Source organism: Massilibacteroides vaginae (assembly GCF_900178525.1).
GTDB lineage: Bacteria > Bacteroidota > Bacteroidia > Bacteroidales > Tannerellaceae > Massilibacteroides > Massilibacteroides vaginae.
In genome coordinates this window covers 378,341-403,113 of sequence record NZ_FXDJ01000006.1, presented here as the reverse complement: position 1 = coordinate 403,113, position 24,773 = coordinate 378,341, and the positions used below count along the sequence as shown (strand labels likewise).

The window sequence follows — 24,773 nt, the reverse complement described above, 5'->3', positions numbered from 1 at the left end:
AATTAAAATACTTATTTGTAAAAAGTGAGACAATCCGTCTCTGTTAAATTGCAGTTTTTGGGGGATTGAACCTGTTGGTTATAATGTGTAATGTTTAATATTGCTACATATTTCCTGTATTGTTCGGCTGTTAGAACATCCTTTAACGACTTCAGATTTTTGTAGACAACCTTTTTCATCTCTTGCTTATCTGTTTTTTTGTTTTTTGTTGCAAGATCATATTGCATTGAAATAAAATCCCTGTTAATTTCATCAACATTGCTGATCTGATACCCCTTCAGGTCAAGATATTTTATTAGCTGTTGCGTATCAGCAACAAATAATTGACCTCCTTTACCTTCCGCATGGAGCAGCCCGCCGGTCGCTATAAATACGGAGATAACTAATACCTTAATTAAATTATTCATAACACTGAGTTTTACGATAGATTAAACATGGAGTAAAGGTAAGTGTCATAAAATCAGGTTAATGTGGTTTGTTGAACAAAACGAAAAAGAATCGATCTATCACGAAATGATTTTAACCCGATGTTTTTTTTCGTTTTAAAGAACGTCTTTTTCTTTATTAGGTATAAGCGTTAATAAAGTATACAAGTATTTAATATATTTGTAATACATCAGATTGATTATGAAAATAATAGAAAACTATTCACGCCTGAAACTCCTGTTGATAGCCTTAGTCGGGGCCGTTATCATTACCTATCCGAATATTATATGCATTCCTTGGGAACTTACTGTATTACATGAGTCGCAATACTTTTCCATGTGGATGTTTTTAGGTATCAGGTATATATTTTACTCCGTGCTTCTTTGGCTTTTGCTCTACCAGAACCTGACAAAGATGAAAACGGTCGAATTGAAAACCCGATTTATTCGCACCTTCCTTATAGTGGTACCTGCCTACCTGATCTATCTTTGCATCAGTAAATGGTACGGACCGAAATTCGATTTTTTCAGCACAATTACTTGTCAGTTTCTTGTTATGGCTGCAATCAGTATATTGAGTGGTCATTTATCCATGCTTTATATCCGGCAAAGAAAAAATGAACAAGTAATAGAACAGCTGAAAATTGACAATCTGCAAAGCCGTTGTGATGCCTTGGCTAACCAGATAAATCCACACTTTTTTTTCAATTCATTGAATGGTATCGCCGCTTTGATACGCAAAAAGAATGATGAAAACACACTGGCGTATGTAGATAAACTTTCTGATGTGTTTCGTTATATTCTGCGAAGCGATAAAAGAGGGTTGGTCTCATTGGAAGAGGAATTAAACTTCATACACGCTTTTCGTTATATGCTGGAGGTGCGTTTCGCGAATAAACTGCTGTTTGATATTGTGATAGATCAACGTAAAATGAATCTGAAAATACCGGTTTTGTCGCTTTTGCCGCTTATCGATAATATAATTATGCACAACCGGATTGATAGTGATCATAACATGATGATTAAAATCTACATGAATAGTCATGACGAACTTATTGTCTCTAATCCGATATATCCTAAATTAACCTTGCCCGATACGAATGGTACGGGACTTAAGAATTTAAGCAACAGATTTCAGTTAATGTTGAATAAACAGATCCGGATTGAGGATAACGAGGAAACATTTAGCGTTTATTTACCTCTAAACTAAGGATAATATGAAAGTGTTGATAGTTGAAGATGAAACAACCGCTTATGAAAATATAGTGGATATGTTGTTTGAGATTGACCCGTTGATAGAAGTGCTTGGAAATACAGAGAGCGTTACTCAAACTGTTGCTTGGTTGCAGCTAAATCCTGCTCCGGATTTAATACTTATGGATATACACCTGTCTGATGGGTCGGCGTTTTCTATTTTCGACCATATAGAAATAGAAACGCCCATCATTTTTACTACCGCTTACGACGAATATGCCATAGATGCGTTTAAAGTGAACAGCATCGATTACCTGTTGAAACCAATAAAAATAAGCAACTTTAAACAAGCGCTGAATAAATTCAGCAAACTAACCAGTGTCGACGTGCTTCAATACCTGTCTCAGCTAACTAAATTGGCTCCGCAGGTAGTTTACGAAGACAAAATACTCCTTCCGTTTAGAGATAAGCTGTTGCCGATCGATCTGCACGACGTTTCTTTTATTTATACAACCGGAAAGCAGACCACCCTCTATTTAAAAAACGGGGATAAGTATCTCTATTCAAAATCGTTGGAGCAAATTATCCGCACATTGAATCCCGCAGACTTTTTTCGTGCAAACAAACAATTTATTATCTCGCGGGAGAGTGTAAAAAACATAACGATCTGGTTTGACAGTCGCTTGTTGATTACGCTGGATATTGAAGCACCCGAACGTCTCTATGTTAGTAAAAACAAAGCCTCCGAATTCAGAACCTGGATGGTGAAGTGCAAACAGTAAAAAACCAGTCAGGAAAGCCTGTAATCGACCAAAGGTCATTTACGAAAATCATAAGAAGCATTGTCAATGCCCGAAATAGATCGATCGCCACATTGCGCTGCGTAAAATCATTAGTACTTATTCCCATGTTTGGAATTTGTTCGTTTACTGTTGTGTTACAGTCCGGATGCATGCATTTTCTTATATTCGTTCATAAGCCGTTTTATCGTTGCGGCATCCGATTCTGTTGCCTGCGTTTCCTCCTGGTTGTAGTAATTCTTTAAGAAACTATCGGCTCCGGACCAAACGGTCGCGATGATGCCTTGAAAACGATCAGCCATCGCTGCCGTACTGTTTGTTCTGAATCGTAGCATATCGTTTAGTTGCTCTATGGCAATTTCCGGTTTTCGCCAAGGGCAGGTAGCCACATCAAAACCTTTCATCGCGAAATAAACAGCTGTCTGATCAGCGCGCTCATAGTGCCAGTCGCAAATAAAAACTTCTTTCGGAATTAAGTCTATAGCCCTGAACGTATTATTCATACTTGCTTCCCATTCTCCAATGCCTGTTGTTTTACCGTCAATCAGTCGGTCACCCCAAATCATTAATCTGGCGTTCTTTGTAGACAAATGATTCTGTATTTTTGTTACTTCACCGGCATAAAGTTCGGCTTTATCGCGTCCGCTGCAACGAGGGCATTTGTCGTCTCCGATATAAAAAACTTCATCCATCCCGGCGTGAAACAAATCCGCGTCAAATACCTCCATTAGCTCATCGACTAAGGCGAAAACTATTTTGTGTACTTCGGGATGAAGCGGACAATAGCTCTTGCAGTATAAACCATCCGGATTAGGCCATCCCGAATAGTTCTCGGTTTTTACATGAGGTGTCTCATCAAATTCGGGGTATAGGCGGAGTAGGCTATAGGTGGTTTCTGCCCACGATTGATGCCCTAACAGATTGATTTGAGGTGCGATTCGAATGTCGTGTTTTTTACACAGATCAACAATTCTTTTCACTTCAGTTTTTGTCAATGGGTTTGGATCTCTTAACTCCGGATGACTTTCATAAGCGTAATTCCAGTCGACGCGTAAGATCAATAAGTTGAAGTGAGCAGGAGCCATTTCTTCTTCAATAAACTTTAGAAACTGGTCAACTCCTTGTACCGAAGGAGCAGCAATGGCCAATCCACGTACCGGCAGGGTTGAGTTTAGTTTTTTTTCGTCTGCTTGTGCCCAAAGAGTGGTCGAAAAAAGTAGGATGGCGATAAAAGAAAATAATGTGTGCTTCATCACATAGTAATATAAAAAAAAAGATAAAGGTTATTTTTGAAAAGATATCCTTTATTTTCCCAAAAATAACCTTTATGTTTTTGGTGTTTGTAAGACGTTGATTATCAGTGTTTATGGAAAGGGGTAAATTTCGACCGGAATAGTTCGTTTTTTTGACCCGAAAATAATGGAAAAATGGACATTTGTTTTGAAGGAGATGTGGAGATTGGAAAAACAATAAAATCCAAACATCACCCTAATGCAATAGACCGTAAAATAGTACCTTTGCAAACAGATTAGAATTATGTTTAGGTTATTTAGGTATGAAAATTGTTGAAGGAGTATTTTTTATTTTTCTGTTTTATTTTTTAGGTGAATGCATAAGTTATTTAGTAGATGGGTTTTTACCGGGTAGTATCATTGGTATGGTACTTCTGTTTCTGTCGCTTCATCTTAAAATTATTAATTCGTCGAAGGTGAAAGCCACTGCTCAAATCATTACAGGAAATATGATGATCTTTTTTATTCCTGCGGCGGTTGGTCTGATGACTAATTTTGCTTTTCTTCGTGAAAACTGGATTCCACTACTTGTTGCCTGTGTTTTTAGTACAATACTTGTTTTGGTGGTCGTAGCTGTTATTCAGGAAAAGATGGAAGGAGGGTGGAGAAAATGAAATCGCTTTTTCTTTTACCGGAGTTTATGGTAGTGCTTATCTTGGGAAGCTACCTTTTGGGTGTATGGGTGTTTAAAAAAACGCGTATTCCATTTTTACATCCGTTGGTTGTTTCCGTTGCGCTTATTATTGGTTTTCTCTCTTTTTTTGAGCTCGAATATGACGATTTTATGCGAGGAGGTAAGTTTCTGAGTTTTCTTCTCGGTCCTTCTGTTGTCGCTTTGGGCTATCTTCTTTATGAACATCTGTTGCATGTAAAGGGGAATATCTTGTCTATCTCAACAGCTATATTTGTTGGAAGTGTTGTGAGCATTTTAAGCGTGGTTACTATCGCGAAGTTAATTGGGGCAGACGAAACATTGTTGATTAGTTTAGCTCCAAAATCTGTTACTATACCTATTGCTATAAATATATCGGAACATACGGGTGGCATCCCTTCATTAACGGTGGTAAGTGTAGTTATATGTGGTATTTTAGGTGGGATTGTCGGACCTTATATCTTACGACTCATCGGAATAGAGAGCAAAATTGCGAAAGGTTTAGCCATGGGGGCCGCTTCGCACGCCATTGGTACTGCAAGGGCTATTGAAATGGGAGCTGTGGAGGGAGCAATCAGTGGATTGGCAATAGGGCTTATGGGAATATGTACGGCTGTTATAATTCCTTTGCTTCTTCAGATTATACAGTGATTCTGTTATATTGATTTCTTTCGCTGTTATCTCAATTTCCCTCCTTGTCATCTCGACCGAAGTGGAGAGATCTCTGCGTATAGCTTCGTTAAAGAATAGTCTGATGGTATGAGATGCTTCGACGGGCTCAGCATGACAGGGGATGGGACAGGGTTTTAAGGGGTTTCACCCCTGTGACCCCACTTCATTTTTTGGCTTGATCCAAAAAACGAAGCAAAAAAGATCAAGGCTGCACTTCCTTCGCTAAAAAACACTGCGCTTTCGCTAAACAAATCGAAACTCGCTGCGCTCAAACAACGATTTGTTTTTAACGCTTTCGCTCCGTGTTTTTCTTAACGCTCATCCAGTGAGGCCGGTTTTTTCACGGCTCGCCGCTTATCGCGGCATCGCGCTCTTTTCTGGGTAGGAACCGCTTCTATTTGTCAACTCGACATCCTTTCCTTTCAACCCGACCATTCCTCTTTGTCATCTCGACCCAAGTGGAGAGATCTCTGCGTATAGCTTCGTTAAAGAATAGTCTGATGGTATGAGATGCTTCGACAGGCTCAGCATGACAGCGGGGAAGGAACCGTTCCTCCCTTTCAACCCGACCGTTCCTCTTTGTCATCTCGACCGAAGTGGAGAGATCTCTGCGTATAGCTTCGTTAAAGAATAGTCAGTTGGTATGAGATGCTTCGACAGGCTCAGCATGACAGCGGGGAAGGAACCGTTCCTCCCTTTCAACCCGACCATTCCTCTTTGTCATCTCGACCGAAGTGGAGAGATCTCTGCATATAGCTTCGTTAAAGAATAGTCTGATGGTATGAGATGCTTCGACAGGCTCAGCATGACAGTGGGGAATGGTTTGATTTTAAGATGGTATTGTTGATGAGGGTGTCCCACAAGGGCACTCTCTTTTATCTTTTTATGCTGCGTTCTTTTGTTGATTTAGCTTTGTCAGATTTATAATCTGAGTTTTTCTCTCTTCGTGGTGTTGATAGACTCTAAAAAGTTCTACATTCTTGTTTTTTACCGTTCTTTTTTGAGCAAAAACTGCCTTTTTCTGCTTTCGATATAGTTTGAGCAGGTTAAAGGCTATAGCAAAGACAGCAAAATCCATTGCCACTTTCTCTTTTGATTGATGGCGGAACCGATTGTAAGCTTTATTGTATTTGATTTGACCGAAAACAGCTTCGGGTTCTATGGGGCGTCGCTTTCGCATTCGTAGACCTTCTTCCGAGGTAAGCCTTTCACGGGCTTTCCGTTTATACTCCCTTAGCTTATGATTAACCTGTATTTGTCTGTCGTTTTCTGACTTATGGCATAAACTCCTGAGCGGACAACCTTGACAACGGCTGGCTTTGTAAACACTTATCTCTGAAACAAAGCCACTTTGAGTTTTACGATTTGTCGTATAAATCTTTTTCATTTGTTGCCCCATCGGACAGATGAAATAGTCTTTCTCCTTATTGTAATAGAGGTTGTCCTGTAGAAATGCATTGTTTTTAAAGGAACGTTTCTCTTCTTTGTGAAAATAATTGTATTTTACATAAGCCTCGATTTCTTTCTTTTCCAGGTAAGTATAATTCTCTTCACTTCCATAACCCGAGTCGGCACAAAGCTGTTCAGGACGTATCTTGTAGTTGCTTTCAAATCCATTCATAAAAGGGATAAGAGTCAATGTGTCTGTTGGATTAGGAAAGAGATCATAGTGTGTTATAAATTGGTTTTCTGTACCTATTTGAAGATTATACGCGGGCTTTAACTGTCCGTTTCTCATATGGTCCTCTTTCATGCGCATAAAAGTTGAATCCGTATCGGTTTTGCCAAAGCTATTACGCTCCCCCAGAGTATCCAACTTTTCTTCGTACTCCTGAAGTTTTGGCAAATGTTTATCTTCCAGCGTTTTGATTTGTTTAAGTTCTTCTTTACTACGGTTCTCCCGGTTTATCTGCTGTATCCTTTCTTTCAATTCCCGACTGTTGATGGGGGTAGGAGGCTCATCATCGGGAGCATTGTCTTGAGTAATACCGTCTTCTATCTGAGAGAGAATACCATGTATTTTAGATTCCAGCTTAGCCTTATTTCTTTCAACGCTTTTGCGCCATACAAAAGTGTATCGGTTAGCACGGCTCTCCAACTTAGTGCCATCTACATAGAGTTCTTTCAAACTGATGTAGCCCATATCTACCAGAATGAAGACGATCTGAACAAATAGCTTATGGATACTCTGCTTTAGACGAAGCGAACGGAAGTTGTTTATTGTCCTGAAATTAGGCTGTTGATCGCCAGAGAGCCAGATGTAATAAATGTTTTGTTCTAATTGAGCGGCTATTTTTCGACAGGAATAGACATTGTTCAGATAGGCGTAAAAAAGAATCTTTAGCAACATCCGGGGGTGGTAACTACTATTGCCTCCTCCTTTATATCCAAAATCAATGTCGGATAAGTCAAGCTCGTCAACAATATGATTGACTAAACGAACGGGGTGATCTTCAGGTATCTTACTGTCTATACTTACCGGAAAAAGAACACCTTGCCCCTGATTGTAGGGTTTCCATGATATTTTGGCCATAAAGCAATGATTGTCTTTGTTTTATGACTTAAATATAATAAAAAAAGAGCAATAAAAAAAGGATGTCCAAAACTTTTTGGACACCCTCATATTTCTATCCGACTACCCTTCCTGTCATCTCGACTTCCCCTCCTTGTCATCTCGACCGAAGTGGAGAGATCTCTGCATATAGCTTCGTTAAAGAATAGTCTGATGGTATGAGATGCTTCGACGGGCTCAGCATGACATTGGGTTGGTATGAGATGCTTCGACAGGCTCAGCATGACATTGTGTTGGTATGAGATGTTTCGACGGGCTCAACATGACATTGGGTTGACTATTAATATGTGTTATAATTCCCTTATTTTGATATTTTTAAACCAGCAATCGTAGCCATGGTCTTGCAAACCGATATAGCCTTCTTTGGCAGGTCCGTTTTTAAATCCTTCCCAATCTTTGAATTTGCTTTTTGAAACAAGTTCATACCACTCCGGTGTCCATAGTTCGTATTCTACCACCTTAACTCCGTTTTGTGTATGGGATACTTTACCATCTTTTACTCGAACAACAATCGTATTCCACTCTCCGGCGGGTTTGGCGTTTTGTGGTAATGCCGGTAATATATCGTATAGCGATCCGGCAAGATGGTTTGTAAGTTTATTGTCTCCGGCATTCCAGTTGTCTAAAACCTGAATCTCGGGTGCAGCATAATAGATAGGCTTGTCAGGATATTCAACAATATTGTAAAAAATACCGGAATTACCTTCTTTTTCTATTTTCCAGTCAATGGATAATTCGAAGTTCTGAAATTTCTTAGCTCCGAAAAGAATATCGCCACCTGATCCTCTTCCTGCTTTTTCTCCTCTTAACACTTTCATAGCATTGTCATCTATGATCCAGTTTGAAGCCATTTCTGTGGAATTACATTTACGCCATCCCTCTGTTGTTTTACCATTAAAGAGGAGTGTCCATCCTTCTTGTTTTTCCTGATTGGAAAGTGAATTGTCTTTTTGTGCATACACTGTCATCGTGCACATTCCTGCTAAAAGCAGTGATAAAGCCATTGTTTTCATTTTGTTTTTCATGATTTTTGATTCGATATTTATCGTTACGCCTGTTAATTCAAACGCTACAGGCTTCTAAATATAGTATTATTTTTCTAATAGTTTTGTTCCCTTGTGGGTTTTATACTATTGTAGGAATCAGCATAAATCATGCCGATTAATTATAGGTCTTTTATTTTAAGTGGATTGTACGATATGTTTTTGTCGTACACGTCACTGCCTTCTATTTTCTTTATGTATTTTACAACGCGGATGGTGATGGGCAGGATGATCACTTCATAAAGTGATTTGAGAACAGCCTGCGTGGCAACCATGATAAAGAGTTGATCGGTAGGCACAAGTCCGGCAAAGGCGATGGGGAAAAACAGTATTGAATCGATACTTTCGCCGGCCAGTGTAGACAAGATGGCGCGTGCGGAGAAGTTTTTCCCTTTTGAGGCGAGTTTCATTTTGCTCATAATAAAAGCATTGATGAAAGAACCCGCCAGAAAAGCAATTAAGCTGGCTACGGCAATTCGAGGGGCTAATCCGAATACGAAATTGAAGCCCTCTTCGCCATCCCAAAATGGCGCGTTAGGCAGTAGGATAGCGATTTGGGCAAAAGCGATCAACAGGAAATTGGACGCGAATCCACTCCAGATAATAAGACGCGCTTTTTTAAACCCCCAAACCTCGGCAATACAGTCGTTGATGATGTAAGAGATAGGGAACACGATCAGTCCGGCAGTTGTTGTAATGCCAAAGAGCTGAACTACTTTAGTTTCTAAAAGATTTGATGTGAGCAGGCATACATTAAACAGAATGCCCAGCAGCATGAAGGGTACGGATACTTTTGTTTGCATAATTACTTGTTTTTAACGAGGTGTTCAAGCACTCGGAGCGCAAAGTTAAGGAAAAACCTTTGTTTTTTCATAAAAAAAGCAAAGAAGGAGATTTATAGCTGTTTTTTTGCGAAAAAACATAACGTAAAAATGGGATTAATTTTGATATTTGCAATTGACAAAATTGATTTTATTTCATTACTAAGCTAAATAATACAGAACCGTTTTATTCTCTATGTATTTTATAGTAAGTAGACCGTGACTTGCTATTTTATAATTAATAACGACCAGAAAGCCTGACATATTCATAATCAACAGGATTCTTATTTTTTTCTATGTTAAATAGAAGATTGGTCTTGATTTGTGATGCGTTTTATTTAAAACAAGTCCTGATGATTTTTAGCTGTATTTAATATACTCTATGGAAATTACATTACAAAAAGAAAAAGAGAGCTGCCTCTATAATTGGCAAATAGAGAAAAACATTGTTGAAAAAATAGAGGTAGACAAAGATTACAAATACCTGATCGATACAACATCAAATAAAATTATTGTTGTAACAGAAGGTAGCGTGGAAGTTTGTTTCGACAATACAAAACCGTGTTTTATTCAGGAGGCGGAGATGTTTTATGTTGGTTTAGGAGTGCACCTTAGGGTAACGTCTAAAACCAATGCTGTTTTTTATATTTTCCGATTACGGGTCAAAATGGAATTGTGTAATTGTTTTCCGCTAGTAAAACTAACACATTATTTAGAACGCAATAAGGATGTGAAAGAGTTGGTTGAAAACTCAACACAGTTATACGTGCTTCCTGTATTGCCGGAGATATTAGCGAGTTTAATCTTGTTAAAAACGTTTATCGATTCGAAATTAAACTGCAATTACTTTTTCGATATTAAAATAAATGAATTGCTTTTCGCAATAGGTAAATTGTATGATCATAAGCAGCAGGCATTGTTCTTTAAAGATTTGATAAGTTCTGATATGTCTTTTTCCGAACAAATCAAGGAAAATGCTTTAAAATACAAGACTGTGTCTGAGTTGGCAGAATCTATGAATTATACCATTTCTGGTTTTGAGAAAAGATTTAAGAGAACATTCAACACTACGCCTCGCCAATGGATAAAACAGAAAAAAGCAGAAAAAATATATTATGATCTGACGATGACTGATATCTGTCTGAAAGAGATCATAGATAATCATGGTTTTAAGTCGGACAGTTATTTTAATGAATTTTGTAAAACTCATTTTGGGATTTCGCCCGGAAAAATAAGAAAAAACAGAAGTCTTAAAGAATAAAAGCCGGTTTAAATTGCGTTTGTCGCTGTTTTGAGAATTGATTTCGGCATTATACAATAATGTATTGAACCTTTTCTATGAATATTCGTCAAAAAAATATTTGATAATCAAGTGTTTTTTTTTGATGTTTTTGCCAATAATCTAAAAACTAGGGCGAAAAATCATGATAATCAAACGCGATAAACGTATGATCTTTGCAATATCAAATAAATGTTTTTTTATTAAAAACTAACCGTAAGACAAAAAAAGGATATACGAGCGAGAGAATAAAAAAAGAAGTTGTTTTTTTTAGTGTGATAAGTTTTAATAATATCCTGAGAGATGTTTGTCTGCGACAGAATCATATTATAGCCAGGCCATGATGAAAAAGATGTTGTTTATTGTATTTTATTGTTTATTGATTACTGAAGGAAAAGGGCAGGATTTTGCAGCAAAAATTAATGTTGCTGAAATAGCTACTACTACATTGAACCTTGTCGATGAGGTTGGTCTGTCAGAACAATATTCGTTGAATTTATCAGCGTCTTTAAACCCATGGACATTTTCTTATAATAAAAAAAATAAGCATTGGGTTATTCGTCCTGAAGCTCGTTATTTGACACAGCAGGTGTTTAAGGGGATTTCTATTGGTTTTCATGCGTTTAATGGCCGTTTTGTTGCAGGCGGAATTTTTGTTTTGGAATCAGTTTGATTTACACAAATTAAAATGTTTTCCTATATAAAGGATTATGCATTACGCGCAAGTATTACAGTTTGATATTTTTTTTACAAAAATAAGTGTTTCTATTATTAATTAAATTAATCTAACAAATGAAAAAAGAATTGAAATCCGCTATGTTGGCCTTTGCTGTTGTAGCTTCTACCTTTACAAGTTGCAGCAATGATGCCGAAGAACCGGTTGTTAACCCGGATGGTGCAAAAGGAAGTATTGCATTAACTATTAAAACAGGAGAGTTGAATACGCGTGCTGTTACAACAACTCAAACTGCGGCCGAATCGAAACTTAATACCGTATCTGTTTTGGTTTTCCGTGGAAGTGGAGCTGGAAACCTTGAGAAAATTGTAGATCTGAATGTTGGTACAGACTTACTTCCTGCTGGTACTAATCAGTACACTTTGAATACACCAATTGAAGTAATTGCTGAGGCAAACAAGAAAATAGTTCTTGTAGGTAATATTTCTACTAGTATCAAAAATAAAATTGTTGCTGAGGGGATGAATGCACTTGGTGCTACTTACAATGAAACATTAGCAAGACTTACAGAAGCAGATAAATTTGTTATGGCATCTGCTGTGCTTACGGAGAACGTATCTGTATCAAACACTGCTATTACCCCATTATTATTGAATAACGGTAATCCTATTGATTTGGAACGTTTAGCTGCAAAAGTAGCAGTGGTTCACTCACTTTCCGGAACAGAGGTTAGTGTTGCGGGTGGTACTATCGCACTGACGAGCGTGAAGTATAGTGTAGACAATGTGAATACCTTATTCAACCTTGTTACAACCGGACAGAAATCGCCTTTCATTGCTTTTGTTCCTCCAATAGCTAATGTATTTAATGACGTAGTGAAAGATCCTAACGGTCCTGTTAATAACTCATTTTATGTGATGGAAAACATCGCAAAGAGCACTGCTGACGATGCAACCTATGCACGTGTGCGTTGTAAATTTGTGCCTTCAAGTGTTTTAAACGGATCAGGAACAACAGGTACATATAGCCCTAATGGCACCTTTGCTATTTTGGCTATGGCTAACGGAACTGTTGCATTTTTTGAAAGTGCAGCTGCAGCTCAAAACTTTCAAACTAATAATCCATCTTTGGTTGCTCCGGGTGCTACCGTAATCGAATACAAAGAAGGACTGTGTGACTATGGAATTACTCTTGAAAAGAATCCTGGCGAATTTGATGTAGTTCGTAATACGTACTATGTAATTACAATTACCGGTTTTGGTGGTATTGGTATCCCAACTGATCCTCTTACTCCAATTCCTCCAACATCGAATGGTAGTATCAAATTTGATGTTAAGGTGAAAGATTGGGAAGGATCTTTTAACGATCAAACATTAAGCTAATAAGCACAAAATGATAGTTGGAAGTCGGGGAGTAAGAAGTATTCACTTCCCTTCTGCTACTCGACTTCCTTTACCAAAAAAATAAAAAAAATGAAATTAAAACCTCCCTTTATACAACTGCTTGTGACTGGTTTGTTTGTAGTCGGTTTGCTTTCGTGTGTGAAAGAAGACTTGTCGGGGTGTGAGGTGGATCCCCCTATTTCTGGTCAGGAGGTTGCATTTTCTTATTATCTTTCTTTTACCTATACACCTTATAATGAAGAAAAAGGCGAAGGGTATGATCCCGCTGAGCTGAAAAGCCTGACGGTATACGCCTTTGATGCCGAAGGATTTTTCGTTAAATCCGTAACCGACCATTCTCCACGTTTAGGAGATGAGAATTATGAAGTGGAAATTTCTCTTCTTTCAGGTATTTACAATTTTTTTGCCTGGGGAAATGCAGATGGCTGCTATAAATACGATCATTCAACGCTTGAACAGGGTGTAACCTCTTTTCAGGATATTAAATTGCTTTATGAAGGTGCGGTTAACGATACCGTTTCTGTGATTCCGCATCCCTTATTCTTCTCTACTATTAGAGATAAAGAATTTGTAGAACCCTCAACAACACGAGCAGAAGAAAACGATGTTATTGTACGGGATACGCTTCTGCTGCTGAAAAATACAAATAACCTCCGTTTTGAACTGAGAGGTCTTGAGATGGACAATGGCTCCTATCGTGCTGTAGTAACAGACAACAACGCCAGCTATAACTTTGACAACACATTTGCTTCCTCTGAGGAGCTACATTATACATCCCGGTTTGAAAACAAGAATACGCATTATTATGCCGAAATGACTTGCATGAAACTTGCACGTGACAGACGCCCACGTCTCAAACTATATGATGACAACACGGGTAAAATTCTCTATGAAGATAATCTGGTTGCGCTTATTCTTGAAGGAGAAAAAGCCGATCGACCGGTAGATTTTAGTATTATGCATGATTTTAAAATCCTGCTGGAGTTTGTGAGAGATCCTATTACAGGAAACTTAGGTTTAACTATAAAAGTGAACGACTGGAATGTGATTCACAAATATGTTACAATAAATTAAGGTAAACCTATTCTGTAAAGGAGTAAACAGTAAAAAATAATAAGTAAGAAAAAAAAGAAATGAATGAGACACGATATGGTGGAGTAGTTTCACCTTGCTCATTCTTCCTAAAAATATTAATAGATTCTATACAAAACAAATAGTCAAAAAGAATAGGGCATATTGTGAAATACGCTCTATTCGAACATAAATTTATTGTTCCAGAAACAACTGGAATATGATTTCCCGGGTCTGTACAAATTGTGAAATTAGTACAGACCTTTTTACATTTTAGGGGCATATCTCCGAAAAAAGAAACATTTATTTACAGATAATTCTCCTTAAAGACTTCTGTTTTTTTACTTTTATACGTTCAGTGGAACGTGTTTAATCGTGTGATAATAAGTTGTATAAGTATTTATGGCGGCTTGTTTTTATTTACTCTTTTCATTTACCCATCAAGAGTATTGGGGATAATGGTCTTTATCTTTGTTCTGTATTATGAAAGTGTAAATAATCGGTGTACTTCTATCAATCTTGTTAATCGAAGTAAAGCCTAAATTTAATATAAACGCACCATGAACGGAAAAAAAGTTAAAGAAAAGGGATGGCTAAGACTATTCCTGTTATTTATGTTAGGAATTGGTATTCATTCCAATTTGTTTTCCCAATCGCAGGGAAATCACACAATCAATGGTAATATTAAGGATGCTTATGGCGAAGCTATAATCGGAGCCAGTGTTCTTGAAAAAGGAACGACAAACGGAACTATTTCCGATTTTGACGGTAATTTTACATTGTCTACTTCGGGCAGTGCGATTCTATCTATATCCTATATAGGGTATATAACACAGGAAATCCCGGTGGACAATAAAACATCATTCCAAATTACACTGAATGAAGATGTGGAAGCTTTAGAAGAGGTAGTTGTTGTTGGGTATGCCACAGGAAGCAAACGAACTATTTCGGGTGCTGTGGAACGTGTGAAAAAAGAAGACATGAACGTGGGTATTGTTAATAACCCGTTGGAGTCTATCAGAGGTAAAGTAGCGGGAGTGGTTATCAGTAAAACAGGTGGAGATCCGGCTGCCGGACCTTCTATCCGTGTGCGTGGTACAACATCGCTTTCAGGTGGTAATGATCCGTTGGTTATTATCGATGGTGTGTTTGGTGATCTTGGTCTTTTGAATGCCTTGTCTCCTCAGGATATCGAAACATTCACTATTTTGAAAGATGCTTCTGAAACAGCTCAGTACGGTTCTCGTGGAGCGAGTGGCGTAATTGTAGTTACTACCGCTAAAGGTAAAGCCGGTGTGGTAAGTCTTAGTTATGATGGAACTTTCGGTGTTGAAACGGTATACAAAAACATCGAAATGATGGATGCGGCAGGATATCGTTCCGCGGTTGAAGCAGGAGGTTATGGCAACGCGCTTGACCTTGGTGCGAATACAAACTTTATCGAAGAGATGCAACGTACAGGTTTTACACAAAACCACCGTGTTTCTTTTGGAGCCGGTAACGAACAGTCAAATTATCGTGCTTCTGTAGGTGTAATTGCAAACGAAGGAGTGATAAAAGGAAGTGATATGAAAAACTACACGACCAAATTAGACGCTTCACAGAAAATGTTTGATGATAAGATGAAAATAGAATTCGGGATATTCGGTTCTAAAAAGATCAACCATTATGTGAACGATCACCAAAAGACATTCTACTCGGCTGCATCATTTAATCCTACTTTCCCTATTGGACAGAATGCGGACGGAACTTGGCCGGAAGACCCGAATGCCAACGAAATAGATAACCCGTTAGGGCGTCTGACTATTCAGGATAAAGAAGAAAACGCTTATATAAATGTACACGGAAAGATATCTTACAACTTTACAGATGATTTAATGTTGAGTGCTTTCGGTTCTTATACATTTAACGACAAAAACAACTCCGTATATACACCTAATAATGTCAAAGCCGGTATTCGTGAAGGTGGAGGTAAAGCTCTCCAGAAAGAAGAGAAAAGTAATATCCTGATGGGTAACATCACACTTACTTACAAGAAAGAATTCGACAAACATCATTTTGATGCTTTGGGATTGATGGAAGGTCAAAAGTATGAGTATAACGGATTTGAAGCTAATGCCAGAGGTTTTGGCACAAACTACTTCGGATTCAACAACCTGAAAGCAGGAGCAAACGTGAAATATGGAGATGTGTCTTCTTATGCTAATTCATATAATATCGCGTCGTTTATGGCTCGTTTGAACTATATGTTCGATAATCGTTATATCGCTACGGTAAATTTACGTACGGATGCCTCTTCCAAATTGGGAGACAATAACAAATGGGGATTTTTCCCTTCCGCATCTGCCGCATGGGTGGTTAGTAATGAAGGATTCCTGAAGGATGTTGATCAAATTACCAATATCAAATTGAGGGTTGGTTATGGTCTGACAGGTAATCAGGATGCAATCTCTCCTTACAATTCTCTTTCGTTGATGCAACCGACAGGTATTACAACTGTAAACGGACAACAAACCGTAACTTATGGTTATGCACGTAATGCAAACCCTGATTTGAAATGGGAAAAGAAAAAAATGTTTGATGTGGGGGTTGACTTCGGTTTATTCGAGAATCGCTTGAGTGGTTCGGTTGACTACTACGTTTCACGTACTACCGGATTGTTGTATGAATATGCTGTTCCGGTTCCTCCGTTCCTGTATGACAAATTGTTGGCGAATTTAGGTGAAATGGGTAACGACGGGGTTGAGGTTGCATTAAACTTTGATGCGATCCGTTCAAAAGATATAGATTTAAAAATCGGCGTAAACGGTTCATATCAAAAGAATGAAATCCGTTCATTAAGCGGTACCTATATGGGACAAGATTTGTCTACTTCCGAATATATGCGTTTGGTTAGCATCAACGGTGCCGGTTTTATCGGCGGTAATACCGGAGTAACTTATCAGATGGTAGGACAACCTTTAGGTGTATTCTATTTGCCACATTCAAGAGGTTTGATCAATGACGGGTTAGGTAGCTACACCTATCAGGTAGAAGATTTGGATAAAGACGGAACGGTTGATATTAATGATGGTAACGACCGCTATATCGCCGGACAAGCCATGCCGAAGGTATACTTGGGAGCAAACATAAACTTCAGATACAAACGTTTTGATGTTCAACTACAAATGAACGGAGCGTTTGGTCATAAGATCTATAACGGTACGTCGTTGACTTACATGAATATGAATACATTCCCAACCTACAACGTATTGCCGGATGCTCCTGCAATGAATATTAAGGACAACACAGTAACCGACTATTGGTTGGAAAAGGGAGATTATCTGAATCTGGATTATGTTTCGTTCGGTTATAATTTCGATGTAAAGAACTGGGGTAAGACAATCAAAAATATTCGTTTGACGGCTTCGGTTAACAACCTGCACACATTTACAAACTATTCAGGATTGTCTCCGATGATCAACAGCTCTGTAAACAAGAAAGACGGCAACGACCTGGGAGTAGACGACAAACGTTTCTACCCACTATCACGTACTTATTCACTTGGTTTGAACATCACTTTCTAATACTTAAAAGACATGAAGAAGAAATTATTATATAGTGGTTTATTGGCATTTGCCTTGGTAGGTTTCTCTGCCTGCGACTCGTTTCTTGACGAAAACCCAAAAGATCAGATGCCTGAAGAAGAGGCTTATAAAAGTCCGGAATTGATCTATCTTAACACAGTTGCCAATCTTTATACACTGATTGGAGCTTCTGATGGAAGTAACGGATTAGGTGGAACCGATAGAGGTTTATACGATATACAAACATTCACGGCAGATGAGGCTATCCTTCCTGTACGTGGTGGTGACTGGGAAGACGGTGGTTTGTGGAAACGCCTGTATCAGCACAAATGGGATAAATCTGAAGGTCCTTTCAAAGGAACCTGGGATTATTTATACCGCGTTGTCGGATTAGCGAATCAATCACTTGACAAGCTTAATTCATTGATAGAAGCTGATCCGGAAAATGTTTATTTGCCGGTTTATAAAGCAGAAGTGCAGGCTGTACGCGCGATGTATTATTACTATCTGCTGGATTGTTTCGGACGTGTGCCTATCGTAGAAAAATCGGATGTGCAGATATCGGATGTAAAACAAGCGGAACGTAAAGACGTTTTTGATTTTGTTCGCAAAGAATTGCAGGAAGCAGCGCCTTTGTTAAGTACATCAAATAGTTCAAAGGAAGGCGAATATTATGGTCGTATGACTCGTCCGGTCGCTTATTTTCTATTGACCAAACTGGCGTTAAACGCTCAGGTATATTCGGATAATGACTGGACCGATAATAACGGTACGCCTAATGGCAGCACTGATTTTGAAATGAACGGACAAAATGTATTATGTTGGGATGCGGCTATTGCCTATGCGGATTCAATTACGGCTTTCGGCTATAAACTGGCTCCTGCATTTACGGCTAACTTTAGTGTGGGTAATGAAACATCTCCGGAAACGATCTTTACTATCCCGATGGATCCGGTAAAGTATAGTGCACAGTTCTATTATATTATTCGTTCAGTTCACTATGCGCATGGTAAGGCTTATTCTATTGATGGTTGGAATGGTGCTTCTGCTACAAAAGATCTTTTGTCAGCGTTTCGCAAGAGCAAAAACGATCCTCGTCTGGAACTTTCATTCTATACGGGTAAAGTAGAGGGTCCGGACGGACAACCTATAATGGATGGCGACAATGAACTTGAATACAAACCGGATGCTATCTCGGTAGATGTATCAGGTGCGGCAGAAGAAAAGACAGCAGGTGCTCGTTGGAAAAAATATGCGATTGACCCTTCAGGTCAACAGGCCGGTAAGTTACAAAGCGTGGATTATGTATTATTCCGTTACGCTGATGTATTGTTGATGAAAGCCGAAGCTAAGCTTCGTAAAGGCATGAGTGGAGATGATGAAATCAATGAAGTGCGCGGACGTGTAGGCGCGGATGTGTTTTCAAACGCAAGTCTGAATGATCTGTTGGACGAACGTGCCCGTGAACTTTCATGGGAGGCTGTTCGCCGTCAGGATTTAATACGCTTTGGTAAGTACACAACAATTGTTACGACTGATGGTCGTGCATCTGCTCCGTTCCGCAATGTGTTTCCTATTCCTCACGATGTGGTGTTATTGAATAAAAATCTGACACAAAACAAGGGATACGAATAATACTAACTTCCAACTTCAAAAAAACAACAATATGAAAAAGATATTATATTATTTGTCGGTATGTATGCTTTTGCTGGGAACAGCAACAAGCTGTGAAGATAATGACAACTGGACAATCATCGAAGAAGCTCAACCGGGAACATACATTGTTGGTTCAGCAACCATCTTTAGTGGTGAAGCTTCCACTTCCGCGCTGAAACCGGTCAGTTTGGATCACGAAACTGAAAAAAGCAAGAATGATGTGATCGGAATTTATACCTGGCTGAAAGCAGACGGAGAATTTAATATTTCCGTAGCCAAGGAAGCCGGACAAGAACCCGTTCACTTTGGTAAGGGTGAAACCGTAGAAGAAAAAGAAGGTGTTATCACCATTAGCAAACTGGATATGGGTGCTGCCGCTTTCAAAGTTTCTAAAGACGGACTTTATTACGTGGTAGTGAACACCAGCCTGAATCAGGTTTCTGTTTTACCGGTTAATTGGGGAGTTATTGGTGCAGCTACCGCAGGGGGCTGGGATAAAGAAACACTCTTTAATGCTCCTGTATTTAATGAAACAAATACATCTGTGGAATGGACAATGTCTACAACCTTGTCTGCCGGAGAATATAAATTTCGTTACAGTGGAGACTGGGGATATGAAATTCCATACGACGAGACTTCGAAGGTGAAACTGTTTACGGATGTGACCGGAACGAAAGAAGGCAACGAAAATAACTTGACCGAAGGATATACTGACCTGCAAACCGGTGGAAGCAATTTAGTGACCAATATCGGTGGAGAATACAGTGTCTATATGAAATACGATATCCGTGCCGGAAAATTCACCGCGCGCTACGTATTAACTGGCGATCCGGTTATACCTCCTACTTATCCGGAGCAGTTATTCCTTATTGGTGATGCATTCAATGGATGGGAGCCATCGACAGACGCGAAAGAGTTTATTCCTGTGAACGGTACGCCAAGTTCGTTCTGGAAAATAGCTTACCTGCAAGAAGGTGGATTTAAAATGACCATTAAGTTAGGTTGGGGTGGCGATTTTGGTATAGCGGAAGAAAATACGGATGCTATCGGCGAATACACGAAAGGTGGAAATAACATCAACGTGAAGACTCCGGGCTATTATCTGATCTATATTAACCTGGAAGAAGAAGTAATCTCAGTAACCGAAGCAAACGTTTTCCTTATCGGAGACGCTAACGGTGGCGCATGGGAATACAAAGACGAGTATAAATTCAAAGCAGAAGGTAAAGAGCTTGTTTCGCCCGTATTTGCGCAGGATGGTAATTTGCGTATGGCTATTAAGCATGCTTTATTGTCGGATTGGTGGAAGGCTGAGTTTAATGTAATCAACGGTGTGATAGAATTCCGTGGAAACGGAGGCGATCAAGCTGCTGTTGCGGTAACTTCAGGACAGAAAGTTTCACTTAATTTTAATGAAGGAACCGGCGTTATCAACTAAATGCTCCTATGGCGTATTGCGAGGTCTTCACAGCTCGCAATACCTATGCCATAATGGAGATAACCGAAAACACAAAAAGACAGAAAACGAAAGTAAGTAGAGTTATTATCATGAAAAGGTTATCATTATTCTTAGTAGGTATTAACTTGTTATTCCATCAGGTAGAAGCGCAACAAGTCGCTTCTCCTGACGGGAATATACAAATGAAGTTCGCCCTGGAAAGCGGCACACCTGTATATGAACTTTCTTATAAAGGCAAACAGGTTGTCAAAACAAGTAAACTAGGCTTAGAACTAAAAAAAGAAAATACAGATGCCCCCGCGGACTTCGACGATTTTGACACGAAGGCAAATCTAAACGATCTGGAACTAACACAAAAAGCATCGCTATACAACGGTTTTGAAGTTGCTTCTACAAAAACTGCAACTTTTGATGAAACATGGCAGCCGGTATGGGGTGAATCAAAAAACATCAGAAATCACTATAATGAATTGGAAGTGACATTGGATCAGCCTGCTACAGGGCGTCAGATGTTAATCCGTTTCCGCGTTTTTAACGACGGATTGGGGTTCCGCTATGAATTTCCTCAGCAGAACAACCTCACTTACTTTATTATAAAAGATGAGCGTACCGAATTTGCTATGGCAGGAGATCACACGGCGTTTTGGATACCCGGCGATTACGATACGCAGGAATACGACTATACCAAATCCAAACTATCCGAAATAAGGGAACTTATGCATAAGGCGATCACACCGAATACTTCGCAAACGCCTTTCTCTCCAACAGGAGTACAAACAGCCTTGATGATGAAAACAAATGACGGTCTGTACATTAATCTGCACGAGGCCGCGTTGATAAATTATTCTTGTATGCATCTTGATCTGGATGACAAGCGCATGGTCTTTCAATCTCACCTAACACCGGATGCGGTAGGGGATAAGGGATATATGCAGGCTCCCTGTCATTCTCCTTGGCGTACTGTGCTTGTCAGTGATGATGCACGGCAGATATTATCGTCTGATATGACGTTGAACCTGAATGATCCTTGTAAGATTGAGGATACATCATGGATTAAACCAGTTAAATACGTAGGTGTATGGTGGGAAATGATCACCGGGAAAAGCTCATGGGCTTATACGGACGAATACCCGACAGTTCAGTTAGGTGTAACCGATTTCGCATCGGCTAAACCAAACGGAAAACACGGCGCTAATACGGCGAACGTAAAAAAATATATCGACTTTGCCGCTGAACATGGCTTTGATGCGGTACTGGTTGAGGGATGGAACGTTGGTTGGGAAGATTGGTTTGGCAAGTCTAAAGATTATGTGTTCGACTTTGTTACACCATACCCCGATTTCAAGGTGGATGAAATTCAAGCTTACGCTAAAAGTAAAGGTGTAAAAATGATGATGCATCATGAAACCTCTTCGTCTGTGCGTAATTACGAGCGTCATTTAGATCAAGCCTATCAGTTTATGGTAGATAAAGGCTATAACTCCGTAAAGAGTGGTTATGTTGGCAATATGATTCCCCGCGGTGAACATCATTACGGGCAATGGCTGGTGAATCATTACCAGTTTGCGGTAGAAAAAGCAGCAGACTATAAAATCATGGTGAATGCGCACGAAGCTGTTCGGCCTACAGGACTTTGCCGTACATACCCGAATCTGATTGGTAACGAGTCTGCCCGCGGAACAGAATACGAGGCTTTTGGAGGAAACAATCCGAACCACGTCACTATACTACCTTTTACCCGTTTAATCGGGGGACCGATGGATTATACTCCCGGTGTTTTTGAAATGGAGATCAGCAAGATAAATCCGGATAATCATTCACACGTAAACGCAACACTCGCTAATCAGTTGGCTCTTTACGTAACGATGTATAGTCCGTTGCAAATGGCGGCGGATTTTCCGGAGCACTATAATCGTTTTCCGGATGCGTTTCAATTTATTAAAGACGTAGCGCTGGATTGGGACGAAAGCCGTTACCTGGAAGCTGAACCGGGCGATTATGTAACGGTGGCGCGCAAAGCAAAAGGAACGAACAACTGGTTTGTTGGAAGTGTGGCCGGAGAAAACGGCTATCTTTCACAGATAAGCTTCGACTTTTTAGAGCCGGGCAAAACCTATACCGCTACAATCTATGCGGATGGAAAAGATGCTCATTACAAAACGAATCCACAATCATACACTGTACGTAAAATGAAAGTAACACATAAGTCGAAGCTGAAACAACAGCTGGCTCCTGCGGGAGGTTATGCCATTAGTATAGTTGAGATTGAAAAGTGAAGAATAGAGTAGGCAGACAACATAAAAAAGAATAATGAAGAAGATCGCAATATTTAGTCTGTTATTTGCCGGATTACTTTCCGGCTGTAGCGATAACGATTCGGATCCGGATATAATCGATCCTGAAGCACCCAAAGAAGCACCTCTTCCATACGGATTGAAGGACGGAATTACCCGTGTTTCGGATGATTCATTAGCTTTTGTGTTGTTTGCTCCGGGCAAAAGCACAGTACACCTTATCGGTGATTTTAACGACTGGAAGAATACCGATCAATCTAAAATGTATAAAGACGGCGAACGCTTCTGGATTAAGATCGGCAATTTGCAGAAAGACAAAGAATATATTTGTCAATACCTGATTGATGAGACGATTCGTATTGCCGACCCTTATACCAATAAGATAGCTGACCCGGAATTCGATAGCAAGATATTGTCAAGCGTATACCCGGGTATATTGCCTTATCCAAGTGGAAAGACTTCGGAAATAGCGATGGTCGTATCTACTGAACGTAAAGAATACAACTGGGAAATCGCGGATTTTAAGGTGGAGAATCCGGATAACCTGGTTATTTACGAATTGCTGATCCGTGACTTTACGGATGACCGTACAATAAAAGCCGTAAAGGAAAAAATCCCTTATCTGAAAAACTTAGGTGTGAATGCGATTGAATTGATGCCGTTTAGCGAGTTTGAAGGAAATGATAGTTGGGGCTATAATCCCTCTTTTTACTTTGCTGCTGATAAAGCTTACGGAACAGTGCAGGATTATAAATCATTCATTGATGAATGTCATGTTAACGGTATCGCTGTGATTATGGATATGGTGTTGAACCATAGTTTTGGACAGAGTCCGATGGTTCGTATGTATCAGGACGGAGATAAAGTAAGCAAAGAGAATCCATGGTATAATGTGAACTCGCCGAATCAGGCCTATTATTGGGGATATGACTTTAATCACGAAAGTAAGTATACGCAACAATTTGTAGATAGTGTATGTGGTTATTGGCTGAAAGAATTCAAAGTGGACGGTTTCCGGTTCGACTTTACAAAAGGATTTACCAACACCCCCGGAGACGGGCAAGCATACGATCCGGCCCGTATCCGTTTATTGAAACGTATGACCGCCGAAATTTATAAACGCAAGCAAGATGCGGTGGTGATTTTCGAACATCTTACCGACAATAAAGAAGAGAAAGAATTGGCAGACTATGGTATCTACCTGTGGGGTAATATGAACTACAATTATTGTCAGGCTGCAATGGGGTGGGAGAACAACTCTTTAGACGGAAGTTCCTATAAAGCGCGTGATTGGGATAAACCTCGTTTGGTTGCTTACATGGAAAGTCATGATGAAGAACGGCTGATGTATAAAAACAAGATGTGGGGAAATGCTTCCGGAGCATACAATGTACAGGATTTAGCGACAGGTCTTCAGCGGTGTGAAGCTGCAGCGGTAATATATCTTAGTTTCCCCGGACCAAAAATGATCTGGCAATTCGGTGAATTAGGTTACGATTATAAATTGGGCAGCACAGCCGAAGAAGGACGCTTAGATAAAAAACCGATCCGTTGGGATTATGTAACCGTTCCGGAACGAAAAGCCCTTTTGGATACTTATACAGCAATGCTTCATTTAAGAAAAGACAATCCGATATTTTCAACGACCGATTATACGGTGAGTTCCGGAGAAGGAAATATCAAGCAAATATTGTTGCGAGGAGCTGAAGGGTATGTTGTAACAGTTGCCAATTTCGGATTAGCTACCGAACAAGCCTCCGTACGTTTTGATAAAAAAGGAACGTGGAAAGAATTTTTTACGGGAGAAACCCTTGAGGTGACCGGAAGCCAACAACAAATTCAACTCAATCCCGGAGAGTATCGCCTGTATATATTGTAGAAAAAATGCCCTGTTGTGT

The 24,773-nt window shown here is 39.5% G+C and carries 18 protein-coding genes; 13 read left to right on the top strand and 5 right to left on the bottom strand.

Features of this window, described 5'->3' with window-relative positions; all coding sequences use genetic code 11:
* Positions 1-11: 11 nt before the first annotated feature.
* Positions 12-407, bottom strand: a complete 396-nt coding sequence (locus B9Y81_RS02140; RefSeq protein ID WP_085535342.1) for a hypothetical protein — start codon at positions 405-407, stop codon at positions 12-14.
* A gap of 220 nt (positions 408-627) precedes the next feature.
* Between B9Y81_RS02140 and B9Y81_RS02135 the strand changes: the two genes are divergently transcribed.
* Together B9Y81_RS02135 and B9Y81_RS02130 are read left to right on the top strand one after the other, a co-directional pair.
* Positions 628-1,635, top strand: coding sequence for a sensor histidine kinase (locus tag B9Y81_RS02135; protein ID WP_085535341.1), 1,008 nt, complete (start codon positions 628-630; stop codon positions 1,633-1,635).
* 7 nt (positions 1,636-1,642) lie between these two features.
* Positions 1,643-2,401 (top strand): LytR/AlgR family response regulator transcription factor, encoded by a 759-nt coding sequence (locus tag B9Y81_RS02130; RefSeq protein WP_085535340.1) that lies wholly within the window; start codon positions 1,643-1,645, stop codon positions 2,399-2,401.
* A gap of 155 nt (positions 2,402-2,556) precedes the next feature.
* On the opposite strand, the gene B9Y81_RS02125 is transcribed toward B9Y81_RS02130, so the two are convergent.
* Complete coding sequence (locus B9Y81_RS02125; protein WP_085535339.1) at positions 2,557-3,672, bottom strand: family 20 glycosylhydrolase; 1,116 nt, start codon at positions 3,670-3,672, stop codon at positions 2,557-2,559.
* A 302-nt stretch (positions 3,673-3,974) separates the two neighbouring features.
* On the opposite strand from B9Y81_RS02125, the gene B9Y81_RS02120 reads away from it, so the two are divergent.
* On the top strand, positions 3,975-4,325 hold the full coding sequence (locus tag B9Y81_RS02120; protein ID WP_085535338.1) for a CidA/LrgA family protein: 351 nt from the start codon (positions 3,975-3,977) through the stop codon (positions 4,323-4,325).
* Positions 4,322-5,014, top strand: coding sequence for an LrgB family protein (locus B9Y81_RS02115; protein WP_085535337.1), 693 nt, complete (start codon positions 4,322-4,324; stop codon positions 5,012-5,014). Before B9Y81_RS02120 ends, B9Y81_RS02115 begins: the two co-directional genes overlap by 4 nt.
* A gap of 904 nt (positions 5,015-5,918) precedes the next feature.
* Here the strand turns inward: B9Y81_RS02115 and B9Y81_RS02110 are convergent.
* The 3 genes from B9Y81_RS02110 to B9Y81_RS02100 all read right to left on the bottom strand — a co-directional run bounded on the left by B9Y81_RS02110 (position 5,919) and on the right by B9Y81_RS02100 (position 9,453).
* Positions 5,919-7,568: an IS1182 family transposase gene (locus B9Y81_RS02110; RefSeq protein ID WP_085535336.1), complete on the bottom strand. Its 1,650-nt coding sequence runs from the start codon at positions 7,566-7,568 to the stop codon at positions 5,919-5,921.
* A 329-nt stretch (positions 7,569-7,897) separates the two neighbouring features.
* Entirely contained in the window at positions 7,898-8,632 is a 735-nt protein-coding gene (locus B9Y81_RS02105) for a 3-keto-disaccharide hydrolase (protein ID WP_095996235.1), read from the bottom strand.
* Positions 8,633-8,772: 140 nt separating this feature from the next.
* The gene (locus B9Y81_RS02100) at positions 8,773-9,453 is read right to left on the bottom strand and encodes a queuosine precursor transporter (RefSeq protein WP_085535335.1); all 681 of its coding nucleotides are present in this window, start codon (positions 9,451-9,453) and stop codon (positions 8,773-8,775) included.
* 400 nt (positions 9,454-9,853) lie between these two features.
* Here B9Y81_RS02100 and B9Y81_RS02095 point away from each other — a divergent pair, with 400 nt between their 5' ends.
* The 9 genes from B9Y81_RS02095 to B9Y81_RS02055 all read left to right on the top strand — a co-directional run bounded on the left by B9Y81_RS02095 (position 9,854) and on the right by B9Y81_RS02055 (position 24,754).
* Positions 9,854-10,732, top strand: coding sequence for a helix-turn-helix domain-containing protein (locus tag B9Y81_RS02095; protein ID WP_085535334.1), 879 nt, complete (start codon positions 9,854-9,856; stop codon positions 10,730-10,732).
* Positions 10,733-11,090: 358 nt separating this feature from the next.
* Positions 11,091-11,423 (top strand): DUF3575 domain-containing protein, encoded by a 333-nt coding sequence (locus B9Y81_RS02090; protein WP_085535333.1) that lies wholly within the window; start codon positions 11,091-11,093, stop codon positions 11,421-11,423.
* 119 nt (positions 11,424-11,542) lie between these two features.
* Positions 11,543-12,808, top strand: a complete 1,266-nt coding sequence (locus B9Y81_RS02085; protein WP_085535332.1) for a fimbria major subunit — start codon at positions 11,543-11,545, stop codon at positions 12,806-12,808.
* A gap of 90 nt (positions 12,809-12,898) precedes the next feature.
* A complete protein-coding gene (locus B9Y81_RS02080) occupies positions 12,899-13,903 on the top strand; it encodes a FimB/Mfa2 family fimbrial subunit (protein WP_085535331.1) in 1,005 nt (334 codons plus the stop codon).
* Between the two features lie 557 nt (positions 13,904-14,460).
* The gene (locus B9Y81_RS02075) at positions 14,461-17,466 is read left to right on the top strand and encodes a SusC/RagA family TonB-linked outer membrane protein (protein ID WP_085535330.1); all 3,006 of its coding nucleotides are present in this window, start codon (positions 14,461-14,463) and stop codon (positions 17,464-17,466) included.
* Between the two features lie 12 nt (positions 17,467-17,478).
* A complete protein-coding gene (locus tag B9Y81_RS02070) occupies positions 17,479-19,101 on the top strand; it encodes a RagB/SusD family nutrient uptake outer membrane protein (protein WP_085535329.1) in 1,623 nt (540 codons plus the stop codon).
* A 31-nt stretch (positions 19,102-19,132) separates the two neighbouring features.
* Entirely contained in the window at positions 19,133-20,560 is a 1,428-nt protein-coding gene (locus tag B9Y81_RS02065) for a SusF/SusE family carbohydrate-binding protein (protein ID WP_085535328.1), read from the top strand.
* 110 nt (positions 20,561-20,670) lie between these two features.
* Positions 20,671-22,857 (top strand): glycoside hydrolase family 97 protein, encoded by a 2,187-nt coding sequence (locus B9Y81_RS02060; protein ID WP_085535507.1) that lies wholly within the window; start codon positions 20,671-20,673, stop codon positions 22,855-22,857.
* A 34-nt stretch (positions 22,858-22,891) separates the two neighbouring features.
* On the top strand, positions 22,892-24,754 hold the full coding sequence (locus tag B9Y81_RS02055) for an alpha-amylase family glycosyl hydrolase (protein WP_085535327.1): 1,863 nt from the start codon (positions 22,892-22,894) through the stop codon (positions 24,752-24,754).
* Positions 24,755-24,773 lie beyond the last annotated feature (19 nt).

Bases quoted from the DNA above. Each gene is read 5' to 3' on its own strand.
- B9Y81_RS02115 (WP_085535337.1), top strand. From the start codon at position 4,322: ATGAAATCGCTTTTTCTTTTACCGGAGTTTATGGTAGTGCTTATCTTG.
- B9Y81_RS02065 (WP_085535328.1), top strand. From the start codon at position 19,133: ATGAAAAAGATATTATATTATTTGTCGGTATGTATGCTTTTGCTGGGA.
- B9Y81_RS02095 (WP_085535334.1), top strand. From the start codon at position 9,854: ATGGAAATTACATTACAAAAAGAAAAAGAGAGCTGCCTCTATAATTGG.
- B9Y81_RS02070 (WP_085535329.1), top strand. From the start codon at position 17,479: ATGAAGAAGAAATTATTATATAGTGGTTTATTGGCATTTGCCTTGGTA.
- B9Y81_RS02105 (WP_095996235.1), bottom strand. From the start codon at position 8,632: ATGAAAAACAAAATGAAAACAATGGCTTTATCACTGCTTTTAGCAGGA.
- B9Y81_RS02075 (WP_085535330.1), top strand. From the start codon at position 14,461: ATGAACGGAAAAAAAGTTAAAGAAAAGGGATGGCTAAGACTATTCCTG.
- B9Y81_RS02060 (WP_085535507.1), top strand. From the start codon at position 20,671: ATGAAAAGGTTATCATTATTCTTAGTAGGTATTAACTTGTTATTCCAT.
- B9Y81_RS02085 (WP_085535332.1), top strand. From the start codon at position 11,543: ATGAAAAAAGAATTGAAATCCGCTATGTTGGCCTTTGCTGTTGTAGCT.
- B9Y81_RS02100 (WP_085535335.1), bottom strand. From the start codon at position 9,453: ATGCAAACAAAAGTATCCGTACCCTTCATGCTGCTGGGCATTCTGTTT.
- B9Y81_RS02110 (WP_085535336.1), bottom strand. From the start codon at position 7,568: ATGGCCAAAATATCATGGAAACCCTACAATCAGGGGCAAGGTGTTCTT.
- B9Y81_RS02135 (WP_085535341.1), top strand. From the start codon at position 628: ATGAAAATAATAGAAAACTATTCACGCCTGAAACTCCTGTTGATAGCC.
- B9Y81_RS02125 (WP_085535339.1), bottom strand. From the start codon at position 3,672: ATGAAGCACACATTATTTTCTTTTATCGCCATCCTACTTTTTTCGACC.
- B9Y81_RS02140 (WP_085535342.1), bottom strand. From the start codon at position 407: ATGAATAATTTAATTAAGGTATTAGTTATCTCCGTATTTATAGCGACC.
- B9Y81_RS02120 (WP_085535338.1), top strand. From the start codon at position 3,975: ATGAAAATTGTTGAAGGAGTATTTTTTATTTTTCTGTTTTATTTTTTA.
- B9Y81_RS02130 (WP_085535340.1), top strand. From the start codon at position 1,643: ATGAAAGTGTTGATAGTTGAAGATGAAACAACCGCTTATGAAAATATA.
- B9Y81_RS02080 (WP_085535331.1), top strand. From the start codon at position 12,899: ATGAAATTAAAACCTCCCTTTATACAACTGCTTGTGACTGGTTTGTTT.
- B9Y81_RS02055 (WP_085535327.1), top strand. From the start codon at position 22,892: ATGAAGAAGATCGCAATATTTAGTCTGTTATTTGCCGGATTACTTTCC.
- B9Y81_RS02090 (WP_085535333.1), top strand. From the start codon at position 11,091: ATGATGAAAAAGATGTTGTTTATTGTATTTTATTGTTTATTGATTACT.